At 75.2% G+C, this 17,246-nt stretch carries 17 protein-coding genes; 10 read left to right on the top strand and 7 right to left on the bottom strand.

Annotated elements, in window-relative coordinates:
- Positions 1-160: 160 nt before the first annotated feature.
- Genes AB0P35_RS19750 through AB0P35_RS19740 form a run of 3 tightly spaced genes read right to left on the bottom strand, consistent with a single transcriptional unit; the run spans position 161 to position 1,787 of the window.
- Entirely contained in the window at positions 161-451 is a 291-nt protein-coding gene (locus tag AB0P35_RS19750; protein WP_363512188.1) for a hypothetical protein, read from the bottom strand.
- 44 nt (positions 452-495) lie between these two features.
- Positions 496-1,230 carry a ferritin-like domain-containing protein gene (locus AB0P35_RS19745; protein ID WP_363512186.1) on the bottom strand — a complete coding sequence of 245 codons (735 nt, stop codon included), beginning with the start codon at positions 1,228-1,230 and terminating at the stop codon, positions 496-498.
- Complete coding sequence (locus AB0P35_RS19740) at positions 1,227-1,787, bottom strand: hypothetical protein (RefSeq protein WP_363512184.1); 561 nt, start codon at positions 1,785-1,787, stop codon at positions 1,227-1,229. Before AB0P35_RS19740 ends, AB0P35_RS19745 begins: the two co-directional genes overlap by 4 nt.
- A 150-nt stretch (positions 1,788-1,937) precedes the next feature.
- Between AB0P35_RS19740 and AB0P35_RS19735 the strand changes: the two genes are divergently transcribed.
- From AB0P35_RS19735 to AB0P35_RS19705, 7 genes are all read left to right on the top strand, one after another.
- Complete coding sequence (locus AB0P35_RS19735) at positions 1,938-3,470, top strand: hypothetical protein (protein ID WP_107486850.1); 1,533 nt, start codon at positions 1,938-1,940, stop codon at positions 3,468-3,470.
- Between the two features lie 94 nt (positions 3,471-3,564).
- Positions 3,565-4,431, top strand: coding sequence for a hypothetical protein (locus AB0P35_RS19730; protein ID WP_363512311.1), 867 nt, complete (start codon positions 3,565-3,567; stop codon positions 4,429-4,431).
- 105 nt (positions 4,432-4,536) lie between these two features.
- Positions 4,537-9,111: a hypothetical protein gene (locus tag AB0P35_RS19725; protein WP_363512181.1), complete on the top strand. Its 4,575-nt coding sequence runs from the start codon at positions 4,537-4,539 to the stop codon at positions 9,109-9,111.
- Positions 9,112-9,484: 373 nt separating this feature from the next.
- Positions 9,485-10,261 carry a metallophosphoesterase gene (locus tag AB0P35_RS19720; RefSeq protein ID WP_363512179.1) on the top strand — a complete coding sequence of 259 codons (777 nt, stop codon included), beginning with the start codon at positions 9,485-9,487 and terminating at the stop codon, positions 10,259-10,261.
- A 70-nt stretch (positions 10,262-10,331) separates the two neighbouring features.
- Positions 10,332-11,195 carry an SMP-30/gluconolactonase/LRE family protein gene (locus AB0P35_RS19715; protein ID WP_363512177.1) on the top strand — a complete coding sequence of 288 codons (864 nt, stop codon included), beginning with the start codon at positions 10,332-10,334 and terminating at the stop codon, positions 11,193-11,195.
- A gap of 178 nt (positions 11,196-11,373) precedes the next feature.
- Positions 11,374-11,571: a hypothetical protein gene (locus tag AB0P35_RS19710; RefSeq protein ID WP_095876386.1), complete on the top strand. Its 198-nt coding sequence runs from the start codon at positions 11,374-11,376 to the stop codon at positions 11,569-11,571.
- Positions 11,572-11,573: 2 nt separating this feature from the next.
- Positions 11,574-11,918, top strand: a complete 345-nt coding sequence (locus AB0P35_RS19705) for a metalloregulator ArsR/SmtB family transcription factor (protein WP_363512175.1) — start codon at positions 11,574-11,576, stop codon at positions 11,916-11,918.
- Positions 11,919-11,942: 24 nt separating this feature from the next.
- Here the strand turns inward: AB0P35_RS19705 and AB0P35_RS19700 are convergent, their stop codons facing one another.
- A complete protein-coding gene (locus tag AB0P35_RS19700; RefSeq protein ID WP_363512173.1) occupies positions 11,943-12,293 on the bottom strand; it encodes a helix-turn-helix transcriptional regulator in 351 nt (116 codons plus the stop codon).
- A gap of 120 nt (positions 12,294-12,413) precedes the next feature.
- Here AB0P35_RS19700 and AB0P35_RS19695 point away from each other — a divergent pair, with 120 nt between their 5' ends.
- Entirely contained in the window at positions 12,414-13,508 is a 1,095-nt protein-coding gene (locus AB0P35_RS19695) for an NADH:flavin oxidoreductase/NADH oxidase (protein ID WP_363512171.1), read from the top strand.
- Positions 13,509-13,515: 7 nt separating this feature from the next.
- Here the strand turns inward: AB0P35_RS19695 and AB0P35_RS19690 are convergent, their stop codons facing one another.
- On the bottom strand, positions 13,516-13,845 hold the full coding sequence (locus tag AB0P35_RS19690; RefSeq protein ID WP_095876382.1) for a hypothetical protein: 330 nt from the start codon (positions 13,843-13,845) through the stop codon (positions 13,516-13,518).
- A gap of 156 nt (positions 13,846-14,001) precedes the next feature.
- Entirely contained in the window at positions 14,002-14,697 is a 696-nt protein-coding gene (locus AB0P35_RS19685; protein ID WP_363512169.1) for an FCD domain-containing protein, read from the bottom strand.
- 111 nt (positions 14,698-14,808) lie between these two features.
- Here AB0P35_RS19685 and AB0P35_RS19680 point away from each other — a divergent pair, with 111 nt between their 5' ends.
- A complete protein-coding gene (locus AB0P35_RS19680; RefSeq protein WP_095876380.1) occupies positions 14,809-15,348 on the top strand; it encodes a gluconokinase in 540 nt (179 codons plus the stop codon).
- Positions 15,345-16,865, top strand: coding sequence for an SLC13 family permease (locus tag AB0P35_RS19675; protein ID WP_363512167.1), 1,521 nt, complete (start codon positions 15,345-15,347; stop codon positions 16,863-16,865). Before AB0P35_RS19680 ends, AB0P35_RS19675 begins: the two co-directional genes overlap by 4 nt.
- Here AB0P35_RS19675 and AB0P35_RS19670 read toward each other — a convergent pair.
- Positions 16,849-17,148 carry a hypothetical protein gene (locus AB0P35_RS19670; RefSeq protein WP_363512165.1) on the bottom strand — a complete coding sequence of 100 codons (300 nt, stop codon included), beginning with the start codon at positions 17,146-17,148 and terminating at the stop codon, positions 16,849-16,851. The genes AB0P35_RS19675 and AB0P35_RS19670 overlap by 17 nt on opposite strands.
- Positions 17,149-17,246: the final 98 nt, after the last annotated feature.

Here is a 17,246-nt window from a genome sequence, read left to right as displayed (position 1 = left end):
GTAGGGCCTGATCGTTTGCCCGGACGCCGGGCCCGGCACCCGGGTGCCAGGTTTTGCCGAACGGCCGTCACCCGTTCGCGTCCGCAGCCGCACCATCGTGTCGGACGGGCCCGACCGACGGGGAGTTGGGCGTTCGTCACCGGCCCGCGACGCCGCGCGGTCAGACGAGCGCGACCGCCAGCAGGAACAGCACCACGGCGGAGGCGATCCACATCACCGTGCCCGCGACGCAGGCCCGCACGGTCCACAGCACCACCCGGACGGTGTCGAGCGGGCCGCCGCCGCGGATCCACCGCCGGGTCAGTGCGCAGTTCGCCGCCGGGCCGAGCCAGAGCGAGAGCCACCACATCAGGACGCCGACCGGCGAGAGCGCGAACGCGCCGACCGGTCCGGGCACGGAGGCCCAGAGGAACAGCAGAGCGACCTGGGTCGCCAGGCCGGCGGCCAACACCCCGAACGCCCGCGGCGCCGGCCGGGCGGCAGTGCCCCGGGCCGTCACCGGGCCGGCCGCAGCGCTCGGGCGGCCTCGGCCGCCACCGCGGCCGACTCCGCGACGAAGCGCGTGCGGCGCACACCCAGCACCCGCAGCGCCGGGCCGTGGTCCAGCGCCACGAAGACGGCCGCCGTGGCGGCGAGCAGCAGCCAGAGGGCGACGGCGGGGGAGTGCAGCGGGGCCGGCAGCCGCCCGATCGACGTCCGCAGCCGCAGGCAGTGGAAGGGGATGTGCCGCAGTTCGTCCGCGGCGATCCGTCCGGCGACCTCCGCGACCAGGCCGTTCGCCGCCCCGTCCCGGACGGCCCGGTAGTACGGCACCGCGACCACCTCGGCCACCAGCAGCACCATCAGCTCCAGCCGCAGGCCGAGCAGCCGCCGGAACCGGACGAAGAGCGCGTCGCTCCAGTGCGAGCCGAGCAGCGGGGTGTCGGCCGCCCCCAGCAGCTCGGCCAGCAGGCGGGCGTGGTTCCGCTCCTCGGCGACGAACAGCCGGACGGCGGCGGCGTAGTCGGCGTCCCCCGCCGTGTCCGCCTTGCCGATCAGACCGGCCCCGTCGCCGTCCTCGCCGACCTGGAACTTCTGCAGGCTGCGCAGCAGGGCCGTCGAGGCGCGGGCGCCGCGGGAGAAGTCCGGGTCGCCGAGGTCGGCGCGCCGGGCCGCCTCGGCGGTGAAGTGCGCCACCCAGCCGGCCTGGTCCAGACGGTCGAGTGCGGCCGGGGCGTCGGTCGCGGTCATCGGGCGGCCACCGGGGCGGTGAAGCCGTTCGGCGCGGTGACGGCGCGGGCCCACTCGAGCCGGCGGATCGCCCGCAGCACGATCAGCAGCGGCACGGCGCCGACCACACCGAACGACATGTCGACGAATCGCCAGTACAGCGGGATGCCGCGGAGCGGGCCGCAGATCAGCGCCAGCGGCAGGATCCCGGCGCAGGCGAGCAGCGCCCACTGGATCACCCAGACATTGCGCACCGGGTCGCGCAGCGGGCCCCAGAAGGCGGCGGCGATCACCAGGTGCGCGAAGGCCAGCCAGTCGGTGCCGTAGGCGAGGAAGGGGTGGCGGTCGCCGGTCTCGGCGATGCCGTCGCGCACCCGTACCGCCCACGCGGCGAGGTCGGGCCAGTGCGCGCCGAGCCGGCTGCCGTCGACGGCGGAGGCCAGCCAGCGGGTCTCGGTCTCCAGCGGGAAGGCGGTCAGGCCGCTGAGGACGAGGCAGACGATGAAGATCCACAGCCAGGTGCGGATGCGCCGCAGAGCGGCGTCCCGGTCCACCGGCGGGTCGGTGTCCTTGGTCATGGCCCGCACTCTAGACCCAGGAATTGAACACGTTCAAGTCGGAAACTGAACATGTTCAACAGGTGATCGCAGGCCACCCGGGGCCGCCGGAACCGGGGCAAGCAGGCTCGTTTCGGATGTTGTCGGTGCGAACCTCTAACCTTGTCCACCGTGACCGCCATCGCAGACCAGTCCGCCGAGTACGAGCTCCGGCCGCCCGCCGCAGCCGTCCGGCCCGCACCCGGCCCGGCCGCCGACGAGGGCCTCGCCCGCCGGCTCAAGGCGCTGGCCTGCACCGCACCGCTGCACGACCTCGACGCGCGCAAGGTCAACCTGGCCGGCGAGTACAGCTCGTACACCATGGCCGAGGTCGGCCTCGCGGCGATCGACCTCGTCACGCTCAACATGGACTTCGACACCGGGGCCGATCGCGACATAGTGCTCGGCCGCCTCCACCCCCGGATCGCCGCGCAGAACCCGACCCGCAGCAGCGCCGAGCACGAACGGGTCGGCCGCTGGGTGCTCGAGTCGCTGATCAACGTCGGCAGCGTCGACCGCGGCTTCCGCGCCGCCTACGGCACGTTCGGCGCGGACGGCGCCTACATCCGCCGCGATTACGACTTCAAGCTGATCGAAGAGGTGCCCGGCCCCGACGGCGGCGTCTACCTGCGCACCACCGACGAGGCCGTCAACGTCCTCGTCGGCGCCCTCGACACCGACGTCACCTCCGCCCAGATCGCCGCCGAGGTCAAACTCGAGGTGCTGATCCGCCGCGGCCGCCTCGCCGACGCGCAGCTCGCCGCCGAGCAGGCTCGCTACCGCACCGTCCAGTACGCCGAGACGCTGCGCCGCGCCCTGGAGGCCACCCGGCGCAACGTCCGCGCCGTCGACTGGATGGAGACCGTCCCCGACCTGATCGACGAGGCCCTTGACCACATCGCCGACCGGTACCGGCACGAGAACGCCATCCTCACCAACATCCGCAAGGCCCGGGACGAGAGCATCGACCCCGAGCACAAGCGCCGCGCGGCCGAGCTCGTCGACATCGTCAAGGACTGCATCCGCCGCCACACCCAGCTGCAGACCCGCCTGCTCGAGGCCGGCCCGCTCTTCCGCGCCGAACAGGACCGACAGGCCTTCGCCGCCCCCGGCGCCCGCAGCGGCATCGACCTGTACGGGCACCTCCTCGCCCCGCTGCTGGAACTGCCCGTCGAGCAGGCCGTCCGGCCCACCGACGCGTTCTTCGCCCGCGGCACCGGCCTGCGGACACCGACCTCCGTCCGGGTCGCCGACCTCGTCGACCTGCTGCTCACCCCGCCCGTCGAACGCGAACACCTCGGCGCCGAACTCCCCGAGCCCGACCTCGTCGCCACCCCCGACGACAGCCGCTTCAGCGAGGCCCAGCTCGAAGCCGCCCTCGAACTCCTCGACCTGCCCGCGGACGCGCCCCGACGGCTCTCCGGCCTGCTCGCCGACGCCCGCCGCCGGGACCCGGACCTGCCCTACCTGGTCGCCCTGCTCGCCGTCCACGCCGCCAGCCCGCCGGTCGGCACCGCCTACCGCCAGGGCGAGGAGCGCCTGCTCTTCGCCGTCGACGACGGCACCCACCTCGACGACCCCGAATTCGGCGGCGCCGACCTCATCGTCGGCAGCGCCCTCCTCGACGCCGCCGGCATGGCTGCCGACCGCAAGGAGGCCGGCTGATGCCACAGCCCACGCACGGGGATCACCACCCGCCCCCGGGGCATGCCCCTCAGCAGCCCGTATCCGATCCCCGCAAGGAGTCCCGTCCGTGACGATCAACCACGATGCGGCGTGGGCTCCCGAGCCGGAGCCGGCGGCAGCCCCCCTCACGCCCGCCGACGTCGCCGACGCCGCCCGCCTGGTCTCCTTCGGACTGCAGGCCAAGCTCCTGCCGGCGCGCGACGCCGAGTACGCCGAGCTGGTCCGCCGGTACCGCGAGGACCCTCCGTTCGCGCGGCTCGCCGACGCCGTGGCCACCGGCATGGGCCTGGTGGTGCTGGAGGTGTCGCCGCGGGCCGGCATGGCCGTGGCCGCCGCCGAGGACTCGGTCTTCGCGGTGCGGATGGGCGACTACTCCCGCCGGGCGGCGTCCGAGTCCACCGACCGCTTCCTGCACGGCCTCGCGCATCTCGCGGTCGCCGCCCTGGCCTTCCCCCGTCCCGAGGACCTCGCCGACGACGGCTACCTCGGCCGGGTGACGGTGAACGGTGTGGACGCCTTCGTCCGCCAGGCGTGCCGCCGCCTCGAGGAGCGGGCCGAGTCGCAGGGCGAGGTCACCGACCCGGCCAGCGACGCCCCCGGCCTGGAGGCGGCCTGGCGGGTGTGGGCCCGCCGCTCGTCCACCGGTGCGACGAAGGACGCCCGCCGGCTGGCCGGCTCCACCACCGGCATCGTCTCCAAGGCGGTGCTGTTCCTGGTCGACTCCGGATTCCTGCAGAAGACCTCGGACGACGCCGGCGGCACCTTCCGCACCACCGCCCGCTACCAGCTCCAGGTCCGCGACCTGGCGGGTTCGGCGGCGATGGCGGAGCTGACCGACCTCGGCGTCGTCCCGGTGACGGACGGCTCGGCCACCCTGCTGCCCGCCGACGACTCGGACGAACTCGTCGCCGACGCCGGCCTCCCGTTCCACGCACTCTGACGAGACCTCCGACACCCCCCTCCGACACCGAATTCCGACACGCCGTCCCCGACACTCCGCGCCGGTCCCAACCGACCGGCACCCACTCTGGAGAACCGCCGCACCATGTACGAGCTCAACCGGGTCCGCCTGTACTCGATCGGACCGGCCGGCGCCCGGTACGCCGACACGGTCCTCGACCTGCGCGGTGTCGGCGAGCCGGTGGCGGAGCCCGCCCCGCAGCAGATGGGCCTGTTCGGCGGGGAGCCGGAGGGCCCGCGCCGCCGCCCGGCCCCGGCCGGCGTGCTCTTCCTGGAGAACGGCGGCGGCAAGTCCGTCCTGCTGAAGCTGATCTTCTCGGTGATGCTGCCCGGCCACCGCAACACGCTGGGCGGCGCGAGCTCCGGCGTGCTGCGCAAGTTCCTGCTCGCCGACGACTGCGGCCACGTCGCCCTGGAGTGGCAGCACACCGTGACCGGCGAGCTGATCGTCGTCGGCAAGGTCAGCGAGTGGCGCGGCCGCCAGGTCTCGTCCGACCCGCGGAAGTTCGCCGAACTCTGGTACTCCTTCCGGCCCGGCCCCGGCCTGACCCTGGACTCCCTGCCGGTCGCCGAGCGGGTCGGTCTCGCCGGCCAGCAGAAGGCCCGCGGCCGCCGCCGCACCATGAAGGGCTTCCGGGACGCACTGACCGAGGCCGGCAAGGCGTACCCGTACCTCGACCTCACCTTCGAGGAGATCCACGACCGCTGGAACGAGCACCTCGGCGACCTCGGCCTCGACCCCGAACTCTTCCGCTACCAGCGCGAGATGAACGCGGACGAGGGCGAGGCGGCCGGCCTGTTCGCGGTGAAGCACGACGCCGACTTCACCGACCTGCTGCTGCGCGCCGTCACCGACACCCGCGACACCGACGGCCTCGCCGACCTCGTGCACGGTTTCGCCGCCAAGCTCGGCCGCCGCGCCGAGCTCACCGCCGAACGCGACTTCACCGCGGGCTCGCTGGACCTGCTGCAGCGGATCGTCGACGCCACCGCCGCCCGGGAGGGCGTCCGCGAGACGCACCGCGCCGCCGAGCGCCGCACCCGCCGCCTCGCCCACGCCCTCGGTTCCCGGGCAGCGGCCGAGCGCGGCCGCGCCCAGGACCTCGCCGTCGAGGTCGCCGCCGCCGCGAGCGCCGTCACCGCCGCCGAGTCCGACCGCACCCGGCACTCCCTGATCACCGCCGAACTCACCTACCGGCACGCCACCCTGGCGCTGGCCGCGGCCACCGGCGAGGCGGCCGCGCTGCGCCGCGAGCTGATCGAGGCCCGCACCCTGCACTCGGCCTGGCAGGCCGCCGAGGCCGTGCTGCGGCACCGGGCCGCCGCCGACCGGGCGGCCCGGGTGGCCGCCGCGATCCGCGAGGCCGAGCTGGACGCCGCCCCGGCGCTCGCCGCCCGCGCGCAGGCCGCCGGCGCCCTGGCCCGGGCGCTGGAGACCGCCGCGCTGGCCGCCGAGGCCCGCGCCGACCAGGAGGAGCTGCGCGCCGGCGAGCTGCAGGAGGACGGTTCCACCGCCCAGGCCGAGGCCACCGCCGCCGCCACCGCCGGGCAGAAGGCCCGCAGTGAGGCCGAGCACCTGCGCCAGCGCCTCACCGAGGTCGAGCAGGAGACCGCGGCCGCCGTCGAGGCCGGCTGGATCGACGCGTCCGAGACGGCCTCCAACCCCTCGGGTGACCCGGCCCGCGCGGCCCTGCACGCCTCGGACGCGGAGAAGGCCGCCACCGCGGCGCTGGAGCAGGTCCGGGCGGCCGCCGAGTCGGCCGCGGCGAGGGTCCGCGAGTCGGCCGGCGCCGAGGCCCGCGCCGAACTCGCCGCCGCGCGCGCCACGGACGCCCGCGCCGCCGCCGAGCGGGCCCTGGCCGCCGAGCACCGCACCGCCGCCCTGCTCGCCGCCGAGCCCCGGCTCGCCGATCTGCTCTCCCTGACGCCCTACCAGGAGGGCGCAGCCGAGGCCGAGGGCTTCCTCACCCCCGCCGTGCTCGACCGCAGCGCCGACGGCCTGCGCGAGCAGCTCGACCGGGCCGTCGCCACCGCCGAGCGCACCCTGTTCGACCTGCGCACGGCCGCCGCGGACGACTCCCGGATCCTCGCCGCGCTCGGCGACGGCGGCCTGCTGCCGCCCGGCCCGGACGTCCTCGCCACCGTCGAGTACCTCGGCGAGCACGGCATCCCGGCACTGCCGGGCTGGCGCTACCTCGCGCAGTCCGTCGACCCGGCCGACCACGACGCGATCCTCGCCGCCCGCCCCGAGCTGGTCGACGGCGTCGTCGTCACCGACCCGTCCTCGCTCGACCGCGCCCGCGAGGCCCTGCAGGCCGCCGCCCTGCTGCCCCGCTCCACCGTCGCCGTCGGCACCGCCGCCGCCCTGATCGCCCCGATCCAGGACGAGCCGCCGTTCTTCCTGGTGCCGCCGAACCCCGCGATGCACGACGAGCGGGCCGCCGACGACGAGCGGCGCGAGCTGCGCACCCGCGCCACCGCCCGCGAGGAGCACATCCGCGAGCTCGCCGCCCGGCTCGGCCACGACCGGGCGCTCGCCGCCCGGCTCGCCTCCTGGCACGCCCAGTGCCCGCCCGGCACCCTCGCCGAGCTCGCCGACGCCGTGCACGCCGCCGCCGAGCAGGCCGAGACCGCCACCGCGGTGCTCGCCGCCGCCCGCGCCGAGCACGCCGAGGCCGAGGCCGACCACGCCGCCGCGGCCGGTGTCCACGAGGAGCGCCGCGAGGCCGCCCAGCAGGCCCGCCGCCGCGCCGACGCGCTCGCCGGCCTCGCCTTCCGCCTGCGCGAGCGCGCCAACTGGACCCGCCGCCAGCGCGAACTCGCCGAGGACGCCGCCGAGTGCGACCGCCGGCAGGCCCTCTGCGCCGAGCGCGCCCGCACCTGCGACGAGGACCGCCGGGCCGCCCAGCGCGCCGCCGACGACGCCCGCCGCACCGCCCGCACCCTGCGCGCCGAGCGCGCCGAGCTCTCCACCGTCGCCGAGGACACCCCCGAGCCCGCCGGCACGCCGGCCTCGCTGCCCGCCCTCCGCGAGGCCTACCGGGCCGCCTCCCAGGTGTACGAGAAGGTCGGCGTCGGCGCCGACCTGCGCGCCGAGCAGGCCCGCGCCGAGGGCGACGAGGCCGCCGCCGCGGCCGAGCTCGACCGCCTCACCAACAAGGTCCGCACCCGCGCCGAGGAACTCCTCGCCAGCCCCGACGGTGCCGACGGCCCGGCCCGGCAGGCCGCCGCCGCCCGCGCCGAGGAGCTGGTCGCCACCATCGAGGCCCGCTCCGCCACCGCGAGCGAGCAGCTCGGCCGGCTCCGCGGCGACGCGGAGCGGTCCGCCCCCGCCGACGGCGAGGCCCACACCGAGCTGCCCGAGGACCTCGTCCCGGCCGACCCGGAGCACGCCCAGGTCCTGCTGCGCACCGCCACCACCCGGCTCGCCGAGCGCCGCGAGCGCCTGGACACGGCCCGCACCGAACACGCCGACCTGCTGCGCACCTTCGAGGCCGCGCAGGCCGCCGCCGCGAACTTCGACGAGGCGGCCGCGCAGCTCCGCGACGGCCTGCGCGACAACCCGGAGGAGGCCGAGCCGGGCGCCGAGCCGTACCTCGGCAGCCTGGCCGAGGCCCGCACCGCGGCCACCGAGAGCCGCCGCACGCTGCGGACGGCGGCCGGCGAGCTGAGCGGCGCCGAACTCGCCGTCCGGGACGCCGCCGACGCCCTGATCCGGCACGCCAACGCGGCCCGCTACGAGGCCGTCCGCACCCCGGCCCGCCAGCAGATCCGCGAACTGCCGACCGCGGCGCTGCCCGACCACGCCGCCGCCTGGGCCGCCGCGTTCGCCCCCCGGCTGCGGGTGCTCACCGACGAACTCGCCCAGCTGGAGCGCAACCGCGGCTCCATCGTCGACCGGCTGCGCGGCCTGGTGGAGTCCTCACTGGCCACCCTGCGCGCCGCCCAGCGGCTCTCCCGGCTGCCGGAGGGCCTGGGCGAGTGGTCCGGCCAGGAGTTCCTGCGGATCCGCTTCGAGGACCCGGACCACGCCGTGCTCGTCGAGCGCCTCGGCGAGGTCATCGACGAGGCCACCCGCGCCGCCGTCAAGAAGAACTCCGACCTGCGCCGCGACGGCATGTCGCTGCTGCTGCGCGGTGTCGCCGCGGCGATCGGCCCCAAGGGCGTCAGCGTCGAGATCCTCAAGCCGGACGCGGTGCTGCGCGCCGAGCGGGTCGGCGTCGGCCAGATGTCGGACGTCTTCTCCGGCGGCCAGCTGCTCACCGCGGCGATCGCGCTGTACTGCACCATGGCCGCGCTGCGCGCCAACGACCGCGGCCAGTCCCGGCTGCGGCACGCGGGCACGCTGTTCCTCGACAACCCGATCGGCCGGGCCAACGCCACCTACCTGCTGGAGCTCCAGCGGGCGGTCGCCGACGCGCTGGGCGTCCAGCTGATCTACACCACCGGCCTGTTCGACACCACCGCGCTGGCCGAGTTCCCGCTGGTCATCCGGCTGCGCAACGACGCCGACCTGCGGGCCGGCCTCAAGTACATCTCGGTGGAGGAGCACCTGCGTCCCGGCCTGCCCGCCCCGCAGGACCCGGACGGCCCGACCGTCCACGGCGAGATCACCGCCACCCGGATGTTCAAGCGCCCGGCCGAGGCCCCGGCGGGCTGAGCCCCCTTCCGCCGCAGGCGGCCTGACGGCCCGTCGGGCCGCCCGCGATCCCGGTCCGCGCCCCGCGAAGATCCGTGCGGGGTTAGGCTCGTCGCCGAGGACGGGCCCCGGAATCCGCCGCGGGCCCGGCCCGCCACGACCTGGGGGAGGTCCGTCCGGTGGAACCGCACCACGTGGCACGGACGGGCGGCTTCCCGTCCCCGCACACCGCCCTGCTCCGCTCCCCGCGCCGCGGCACCCGCACACGGCCCACCGGCCACCGCGTGGTGCGCGCCGCCCACGGACGTGTCCCCACGTCCTCCCGGCCCTGCGTCCCGCCGACCGCGCGACCGCTCGTGGCTCTCCCGTCCGCCGCATCCCTCGGAGGCAACGCATGCCGGTGATCGCCCACTTCAGCGACATCCACCTCGGCCAGGTCCGCCCCGGCCCGGACGGGCCGGACGGCGGCGCCCGCGCCGAGGCCCGTGCGGCACGCGTGATGGCCTACCTGGAGGCACTGCCCGGCCGGATCGACGCCGTGCTGGTCACCGGCGACATCGCCGACCACGGCGCGCCCGAGGAGTACGCGGCGGCCGCCCGGGTGCTCGCCTCCGGGCGCTGGGAGGTGCTGACCTGCCCCGGCAACCACGACGTCCGTGAGGCCTACCGGGCCGGGCTGCTCGGCGAGGAGCCGTCCGCGGGCCCGGTCAACCGGCTGCACGAACTGCCCGGCCTCACCGTGCTGGCGGCCGACTCCAGCATCCCCGGCCGGGACGAGGGCCGGATCGACGAGGAGACCCTGGCCTGGCTGGACACCACCCTCAGCCGCGCCCGCCGGGACGTCCCCGCCGTGGTGGCGTTCCACCACCCGCCGGTGGTGCTGCACGCCCCGTACGTCGACGAGATCCGGCTCCTCGACGAGCAGCGCCTGGCCGCCGTGCTGCGCTGCCACCCGCAGGTCGCCGCCGTGCTCTGCGGCCACGCGCACACCCCGGCGGCGACCGCCTTCGCCGGCCTGCCGCTGGCCGTCGCACCCGGCGTGGTCTCCACCGTCACCCTGCCGTTCGAGGGCGGCGAGGGCATCGTCTTCGACCACCCGCCGATGCTCGCCTTCCACATCCTGGACGAGCAGCGCAGGCTGACCACGCATCACCGCATCGTTCTCCCCTGAGACCGGGCCGTCCCCCACCGGCGCCGTCGCGCAAGGCACCCGCACCCGCAACGCCCGACCAGGAGCCCCCATGCCCCGCACCCTGCACGCCGAGCCGGTCGTCCGCGACCGTGCCCACCTCAACGAGAGCCCGCTCTGGGACGATCGCCACCAGGTCCTGCGCTGGGTCGACATCCTGGCCGGCCGGGTGCACAGCTGGGACCCGGCCACCGGCGAGCGGACCCTGTTCGAGGCCGGCCTGCCGGTCGGTGCGGTGGCGCTGCGGGAGGCGGGCGGCCTCGTGCTGGCCGTCGCCGACGGCTTCGCGGTCCTCGACGGCGACCGGCTGACCCGGATCGCCGACCTGGACCCCGCGGGCGGCGAACTGCGCATGAACGACGCCGTCTGCGACGCCGAGGGCCGCCTGCTCGCCGGCACCATGGCCTACTCGCACGAGCCGGGCCGAGGGACCCTGCACCGCCTCGACCCCGACCACACCGTCCACACCGCGCTGCCCGCGGTCACCATCTCCAACGGTCTCGACTGGTCGCCGGACGGCGCCACCGCCTACTACGCCGACAGCCCGACCCGCGAGGTCCGCGCGTACCGCTACCACGAGGGGCGGCTGCTCGACCCGCGCCCGTTCGCCGCGCCCGAGGGCGGCGTGCCGGACGGCCTCGCGGTCGACGCCGAGGGAGCGGTGTGGGTCGCCGTGGCCTTCGCCGGCACGGTCTGCCGGTACCTGCCGGACGGCACCCTCGACACCGTCGTGCGCGTCCCGGCCACCGTGACCACCAGTTGCGCCTTCGGCGGGCCCGGCCTCGACACGCTGTACATCACCACCGCCACCGAGAACCTCACCCCCGCGCAGCTCGCCGAGCAGCCGCTGGCGGGCGGGATCTTCGCCTGCTCGCCCGGGGTCCGAGGCCGGGCGGCGCACCGCTTCCGCGGCTGACCGCGGGCCGCCGCACCGGCCCGCGGAGCAGGTGCGGCGGCCCCGATACACCCTCCGGTGGGCGAGGTGTCGTACTCGGTCGGAAACTTGAAGAAGTCTTGCCGGTCTTGGATGCTGGACCCCAGGGGCGTGTCCCCGGGTGGTGGGCCGGCGCCGCTGCCGGCAACGGAGGTCAGCCGTGACGGACTTGTTCCGCGAGGAGCTGGGGGCGCAGCTGGTCCAGGCCCGCGACGACCTCGCCGCCGCCAGGGAGGCGGGTGACGAGGACGGAGTCCAGGCCTACCGCGGGCGGATCGCGAGTCTGCTGCGGATCGCCGCGCGGCACGGTGTCGAGCTGCCCCACGCGCCGGACGAAGAGGAAGACGAGGACGACTGAGCATGGCGGTCCCGCTCTACCAGGCCAAGGCGGAGTTCTTCCGGACCCTCGGCCACCCGGCCCGCATCCGTGTCCTCGAACTCCTCCAGGAGGGTCCCCGTCCGGTCCGCGAGCTGCTGGCCGCGATGGACATCGAGCCGTCGAACCTCTCCCAGCAGCTGGCCGTGCTGCGCCGCACCAATCTGGTCACCGCGACCCGTGAGGGCAACACCGTCGTCTACGAGCTGAGCACCCCGGACGTCGCCGAACTGCTGCGCGCCGCGCGCCGGATCCTCACCGAGATGATCGCCGACCAGGGTGTGCTGCTGGCCGAGCTGCGCGGCGGCATCCGGGTGCCGACGGCCTGAGCCGCGGCGGCCCCGGGCGAGACGTCAGGTCGGACGCGCCCCGGTGGCGCGGTGGCCGGCGACCACGCTGTCGAGCAGGCCGGGGAAGCGGGCGGCGAGGTCCTCGGTGCGCAGCGAGTTCATCTTGGAGGTGCCGCGCCGGAACTGCCGGATCACCCCGGCCTCCCGCAGCACCCGGAAGTGGTGGGTGAGCGTGGACTTGGCCACCGGCACGTCGAAGGCCAGGCAGTTGACCTCGTCGGCGCAGCCGGCCAGCGAGGACACGATCCGCAGGCGGACGGGGTCGGCGAGCGCGTGCAGCACGGCCTCCAGGCGGATCTCGCCGACGGCGGGCTCCGGGAAGGGCGTACAGGTGTCGTGGCTGGTCTCGGTCACCCCCTCATAGTACGAGGGTCATCGTAGTTTGACAGGTGTCGTAGTACGAGAGTTATCGTACTGATCAGCACCAGCAGGACATCCCCGCCGGCCTGTCCGGCCACCGCCGAAGGAGCCGCCGTGAGCGCCCTGTTCGAGCCGATCACCCTCCGCTCGCTGACCGTGCCCAACCGGGTGTGGCTCGCCCCGATGTGCATGTACTCCGCCGCGCCGGACGGGCCCGAGCAGGGCGTCGCCACCGACTTCCACCTCGCCCACCTGGGCTCCCGGGCCGCCGGCGGCGCCGGCCTGGTGATGACCGAGGCGACCGCCGTCCGGGCCGACGGCCGGATCTCCCCGTACGACCTCGGCCTGTGGAACGACCGGCAGCAGGAGGCCCTCGCCCGGATCGCCGCCCTGATCACCGCGCACGGCGCGGTCCCGGCGATCCAGCTCGCCCACGCCGGCCGCAAGGCCTCCACCGGCCGCCCCAACGACGGCTCCAAGCCGCTCGCCCCGGCGGACGGCGGCTGGCAGCCGGTCGGCGCCTCGCCGATCGCGTTCGGCGCCGGCTGCCCGGTGCCGGACGAGCTGACCGCCGACGGGATCGCCGAGCTGGTGCGGGACTTCGCGGCCGCCGCGGTCCGCGCCCGGGAGGCCGGATTCCAGGTCGTCGAGGTGCACGGCGCGCACGGCTACCTGATCCACTCCTTCCTCTCCCCGCACTCCAACCACCGCACCGACGGCTACGGCGGCTCCTTCGCCGGCCGCGCCCGGTTCGCGCTGGAGGTCGCCGCCGCCGTCCGCGCGGTCTGGCCGGAGGACCTGCCGGTGTTCTTCCGCGTCTCCGCCACCGACTGGCTGGACGGCGAGAGCGGCTGGACGCCCGAGGAGACCGTGCTGCTCGCCAAGGAGCTGCAGGCCCTCGGCATCGACCTGGTCGACGTCTCCAGCGGCGGCAACGTGCAGAACGCCGCGATCGCCCTCGGCCCCGGCTACCAGGTCCCGTTCGCCGAGCGGATCCGCGCCGAGGCGGGCGTCCCGGTCAGCGCGGTCGGCCTGATCACCGAGCCCGCCCAGGCCGAGGAGGTCGTCGCCGCGGGCCGCGCCGACGCGGTGATGCTCGGCCGCGAACTGCTCCGCCACCCGTACTGGCCGCTGCACGCCGCCCGCGAGCTCGGCGCCGAGCGCAGCTGGCCCCGCCAGTACGGCTACGCGGTCGGCGCCCGCGGCTGACCGGCCGTCAGCGCCAGACCCGGCTGCTCTCCAGCGGCGCCCGGCGACCCGCCGGGCGCCGCCGCTGTTCCCGGCTGCCCGCCAGCGGCGAGGCCGAGTTCGGCCCGCGCTGCCGCTGCGCCGCGATCTGACGTGAGATCAGGATCTCCAACAGGCTCCACGCCGTGCCGAACACGCCGAGGCCCATCAGCAGCAGGGCGGGCGCCAGCAGTCCGCTCGCCGCGTACGAGGCCAGCACCGCGACGATCAGCGCCACCAGCGTCAGGGCGAGGCTGAGCAGCGCGCGCACCGCGGTGGAGCGCACCTCGTCGGGCAGACGGCGGCGAACGGCGGACATCGGCGGGCCTCCCCGGCGCGGCGGACGTGCGGAGCGCGGCGGGGTGTGCTCCGGCGCACCCCGCCCGGCATCCACCACCCTGCCCCAGCTCCGGCCCGCCATGCCCGGAAATCCCCGATTCACCCCGGAATCAGGCCGTCCGGACCGGACGGACCGTCAGTCCAGGGTCGCGTTCAGCTCGTCGAGCGCCCCCGCGACGATCGTGCGCATCGCCCGTTCGGCGCGCTCGGCGTCACCCGCGCAGATCGCCTCGGCCACCTCGCGGTGCAGCTGCACGGCGTACGGCCGCGGCTGGTGCGGCATCAGGTGGTGCTCGGTGCGGCCGGTCAGCACCGCGCCCACCGTGTCCTTCAGGTGCGCGAACATCTCGTTGCCCGAGGCGCGCAGCACGATCGTGTGGAAGGCGATGTCGTGCGCCAGGAAGGTCTCCAGGTCCGCGGCGCGCGCGGTGACGGTCAGCTCCACCGCCAGGGCGCTCAGCTCGCGACGGTCGTCGTCGTCGGCGTGCACGGCCGCCAGCGCCGCCGCGGCCGGCTCCACCGCCACCCGCAGTGAGCCGAGCGAGCGCAGCTGGGCCGCCCGGTCGGCGCCCGCCAGCCGCCAGCGGATCACCAGCGGGTCGAAGACGTCCCAGTCGGTCTTCGGCCGGACGGTGATCCCGATGCGCCGCTTCGGCGCCACCATGCGCATCGACTCGAGAATGCGGACGGCCTCGCGGACCACCGTGCGGGAGACCCGGAAGCGCTCCTCCAGCTCCTCGGTGCGCAGCACCGCGCCGACCGGGATCTCACCGCCGGCGATGGCCGGGCCGAGGTCGGCGAGCAGTCGGCCGGGCAGGCCCTGGATCTCCATCGGGCCAGACTATCGGGAAGCAAAAGTATGACGATTGGATTGCGACCGCTTGAATAAGTCATACCTTTGCGTCAAGGTGAGCGCGGACCAGGCAGAAGAGGAGCACCACCCATGGCTCTCAGCGTCGAGAACCAGCCGCCCGTCGTCGTGGTGATGGGCGTGTCCGGCGTCGGCAAGACCACCGTCGCCGAACTGCTCGCCGAGCGGCTTGGCGTGCCGTACGCCGAGGCCGACGACTTCCACCCGGAAGCCAACATCGCCAAGATGAGCGCCGGCATCCCGCTCGACGACCAGGACCGCGAACCGTGGCTGCACGCCCTCGGCGACTGGCTCGGCGGGCGCGCCGCCGCCGGCACCGGCGGCGTCGTCACCTGCTCGGCCCTCAAACGGCGCTACCGCGACACCCTCCGCGAGCACTGCCCGAACGCCTTCTTCCTGCACCTCAGCGGCGGACACCACCTGATCCGGGACCGCCTCGCCCACCGCGTCGGCCACTTCATGCCGACGTCACTCCTCGACTCCCAGTACGCCGCGCTCGAACCGCTCCGGCCCGACGAGCACGGCGCCGTACTGGATGTCGGCCCCACCCCCGCTACCCTCGTCGAGTCGGCCGCAGCCCTGCTGGGCCATGTCAACGGAGACCTCGCGTGACCCCCACCTCCCTGCTCGCGGCCGCCGCACCGGCCCTGCCGCACACCGACAGCAACGGCAGACTGCTCATCGCGGTGCTGCTCAGCATCGGCGCCATCGTGCTGCTGATCACCAAGCTGAAGCTGCACCCCTTCCTGGCCCTCCTCCTCGGCTCGGGCCTGCTCGCGGCCGTCGCCGCCGCCCCCTTCGACAAGCTGCTCACCAGCTTCGCCACCGGGTTCGGCAGCACCGTCGCCGGCGTCGGCCTGCTCATCGGCCTCGGGGCGATGCTCGGCAAGCTGCTCGCCGACTCGGGCGGCGCCAACACCATCGCCGACACCGTGCTCGCCCGGACCGGCAAGCGCGGGCTGCCCTGGGCGATGGCCCTGATCGCGGCCGTGCTGGGCCTGCCGCTCTTCTTCGAGGTCGGCGTCGTCCTGCTGATCCCGATCGTGCTGCTGGTCGCCCGCCGCGGCAACGTCCCGCTGATGCGCATCGGCATCCCCGCCCTCGCCGGCCTCTCCGTGCTGCACGGCCTGGTGCCCCCGCACCCCGGCCCACTGGTCGCCGTGGACGCGCTCAAGGCCGACCTCGGCGTCACGCTCGCCTTCGGCCTGCTGATCGCCGTCCCCACCCTGATCGTCGCCGGACCGCTCTTCGGCCGGATCGCCGAGCGCTGGGTCGGCCCGCTCACGATGCCTGCCGGGCCGGGCTACGACGCCGCCCCCGGCCCGGACACCGCCGCTGCCGACGGTGACGTTGCCGGTGGCGGTGACGGGACCCCGCACGGGAGCGCCCCGGCCGGCACCGCGTCCGCGACGGCCACGGCCACCCGGACGGAGCTGCCCACGGCCGTCCGCCCCGAGCACACCCCGCGGTTCGGCGCCGTACTCGTCACCATCCTGCTGCCGGTCGTGCTGATGCTCGGCAAGGCCCTGGTCGACGTGGTGGTCGACGACCCGAAGGCCGGCATCCAGCGGATCGTCGACTTCATCGGCTCGCCGCTGATCGCCCTGCTCGCCGCGACCCTGCTCGGCATGGTCACGCTCGGCCGCGCGGCCGGCTTCGACAAGCAGCGGATCTCCGACACCGTCGCCGCCTCGCTCGGCCCGATCGCAGGCATCGTCTTCATCGTCGGCGCCGGCGGCGGCTTCAAGCAGACGCTGATCGACGTCGGAGTCGGCCAGGCCGTCAGCGAGTGGGCCACCGACTGGCACGTGTCCGCCCTGCTGCTCGGCTGGCTGATCGCGGTCCTGATCCGCCTCGCCACCGGCTCCGCCACCGTCGCGACCATCACCGCCGCCGGCATCGTCGCCCCGCTCGCCGCCGGCATGTCCAGCAGCCACTCCGCCCTGCTGGTCCTGGCGATCGGCGCCGGCTCGCTCTTCTTCTCGCACGTCAACGACGCCGGCTTCTGGCTGGTCAAGGAGTACTTCGGGATGAGCGTCGGCCAGACAATCAAGTCCTGGTCGGTCATGGAGACGGTGATCTCCGTCGTCGCGATCGCCCTGATCCTGCCGCTCAGCCTGATCGTCTAGCCCGCTGCGCCAGCAGCTCCCCGAGCGGGGCGTCCGGCGTCTTCCGCCAGCGCTTCGGGCGCCGCCCGGCGGCACGCTCCGCCACCTCGGCCGCCCGGTCCCCGACCGGGCGGCCGTCCAGCACCGCCAGCACCGTCCGGTGCAGCCGGCGGTTGGCGCTGTTCACCGCCCGCTTGTTGCGCCGGATGCTCCGGCGCGAACTCTTGTCGTTCTCGCCGAAAGCGTTCCGGCGGTCCTTCAGGTAGCTCAGCCGCTTCTTCTCCTGCGGCGTCCTGCGCACCATGCACACCGCCCCCTTCCCCGCACCGACGCTAGGCGCCGGGCGGCGAAGGGGGCGAATGCTTTTCCCGCTGCTGTGCTTACTTGTTCTTCCCAGGCTTC

Origin of the sequence: Kitasatospora sp. NPDC085879 (assembly GCF_040686255.1) — a bacterium.
Classification (GTDB): Bacteria; Actinomycetota; Actinomycetes; order Streptomycetales; family Streptomycetaceae; genus Kitasatospora.
This window is presented reverse-complemented; position numbering and strand designations above follow the sequence as displayed.

What these genes read in the sequence shown, in the direction of transcription:
- AB0P35_RS19670 (WP_363512165.1), bottom strand. Translation starts at nt 17,148, where the DNA reads ATGGTGCGCAGGACGCCGCAGGAGAAGAAGCGGCTGAGCTACCTGAAG.
- AB0P35_RS19740 (WP_363512184.1), bottom strand. Translation starts at nt 1,787, where the DNA reads ATGACCAAGGACACCGACCCGCCGGTGGACCGGGACGCCGCTCTGCGG.
- AB0P35_RS19680 (WP_095876380.1), top strand. Translation starts at nt 14,809, where the DNA reads ATGGCTCTCAGCGTCGAGAACCAGCCGCCCGTCGTCGTGGTGATGGGC.
- AB0P35_RS19685 (WP_363512169.1), bottom strand. Translation starts at nt 14,697, where the DNA reads ATGGAGATCCAGGGCCTGCCCGGCCGACTGCTCGCCGACCTCGGCCCG.
- AB0P35_RS19690 (WP_095876382.1), bottom strand. Translation starts at nt 13,845, where the DNA reads ATGTCCGCCGTTCGCCGCCGTCTGCCCGACGAGGTGCGCTCCACCGCG.
- AB0P35_RS19725 (WP_363512181.1), top strand. Translation starts at nt 4,537, where the DNA reads ATGTACGAGCTCAACCGGGTCCGCCTGTACTCGATCGGACCGGCCGGC.
- AB0P35_RS19715 (WP_363512177.1), top strand. Translation starts at nt 10,332, where the DNA reads ATGCCCCGCACCCTGCACGCCGAGCCGGTCGTCCGCGACCGTGCCCAC.
- AB0P35_RS19705 (WP_363512175.1), top strand. Translation starts at nt 11,574, where the DNA reads ATGGCGGTCCCGCTCTACCAGGCCAAGGCGGAGTTCTTCCGGACCCTC.
- AB0P35_RS19720 (WP_363512179.1), top strand. Translation starts at nt 9,485, where the DNA reads ATGCCGGTGATCGCCCACTTCAGCGACATCCACCTCGGCCAGGTCCGC.
- AB0P35_RS19745 (WP_363512186.1), bottom strand. Translation starts at nt 1,230, where the DNA reads ATGACCGCGACCGACGCCCCGGCCGCACTCGACCGTCTGGACCAGGCC.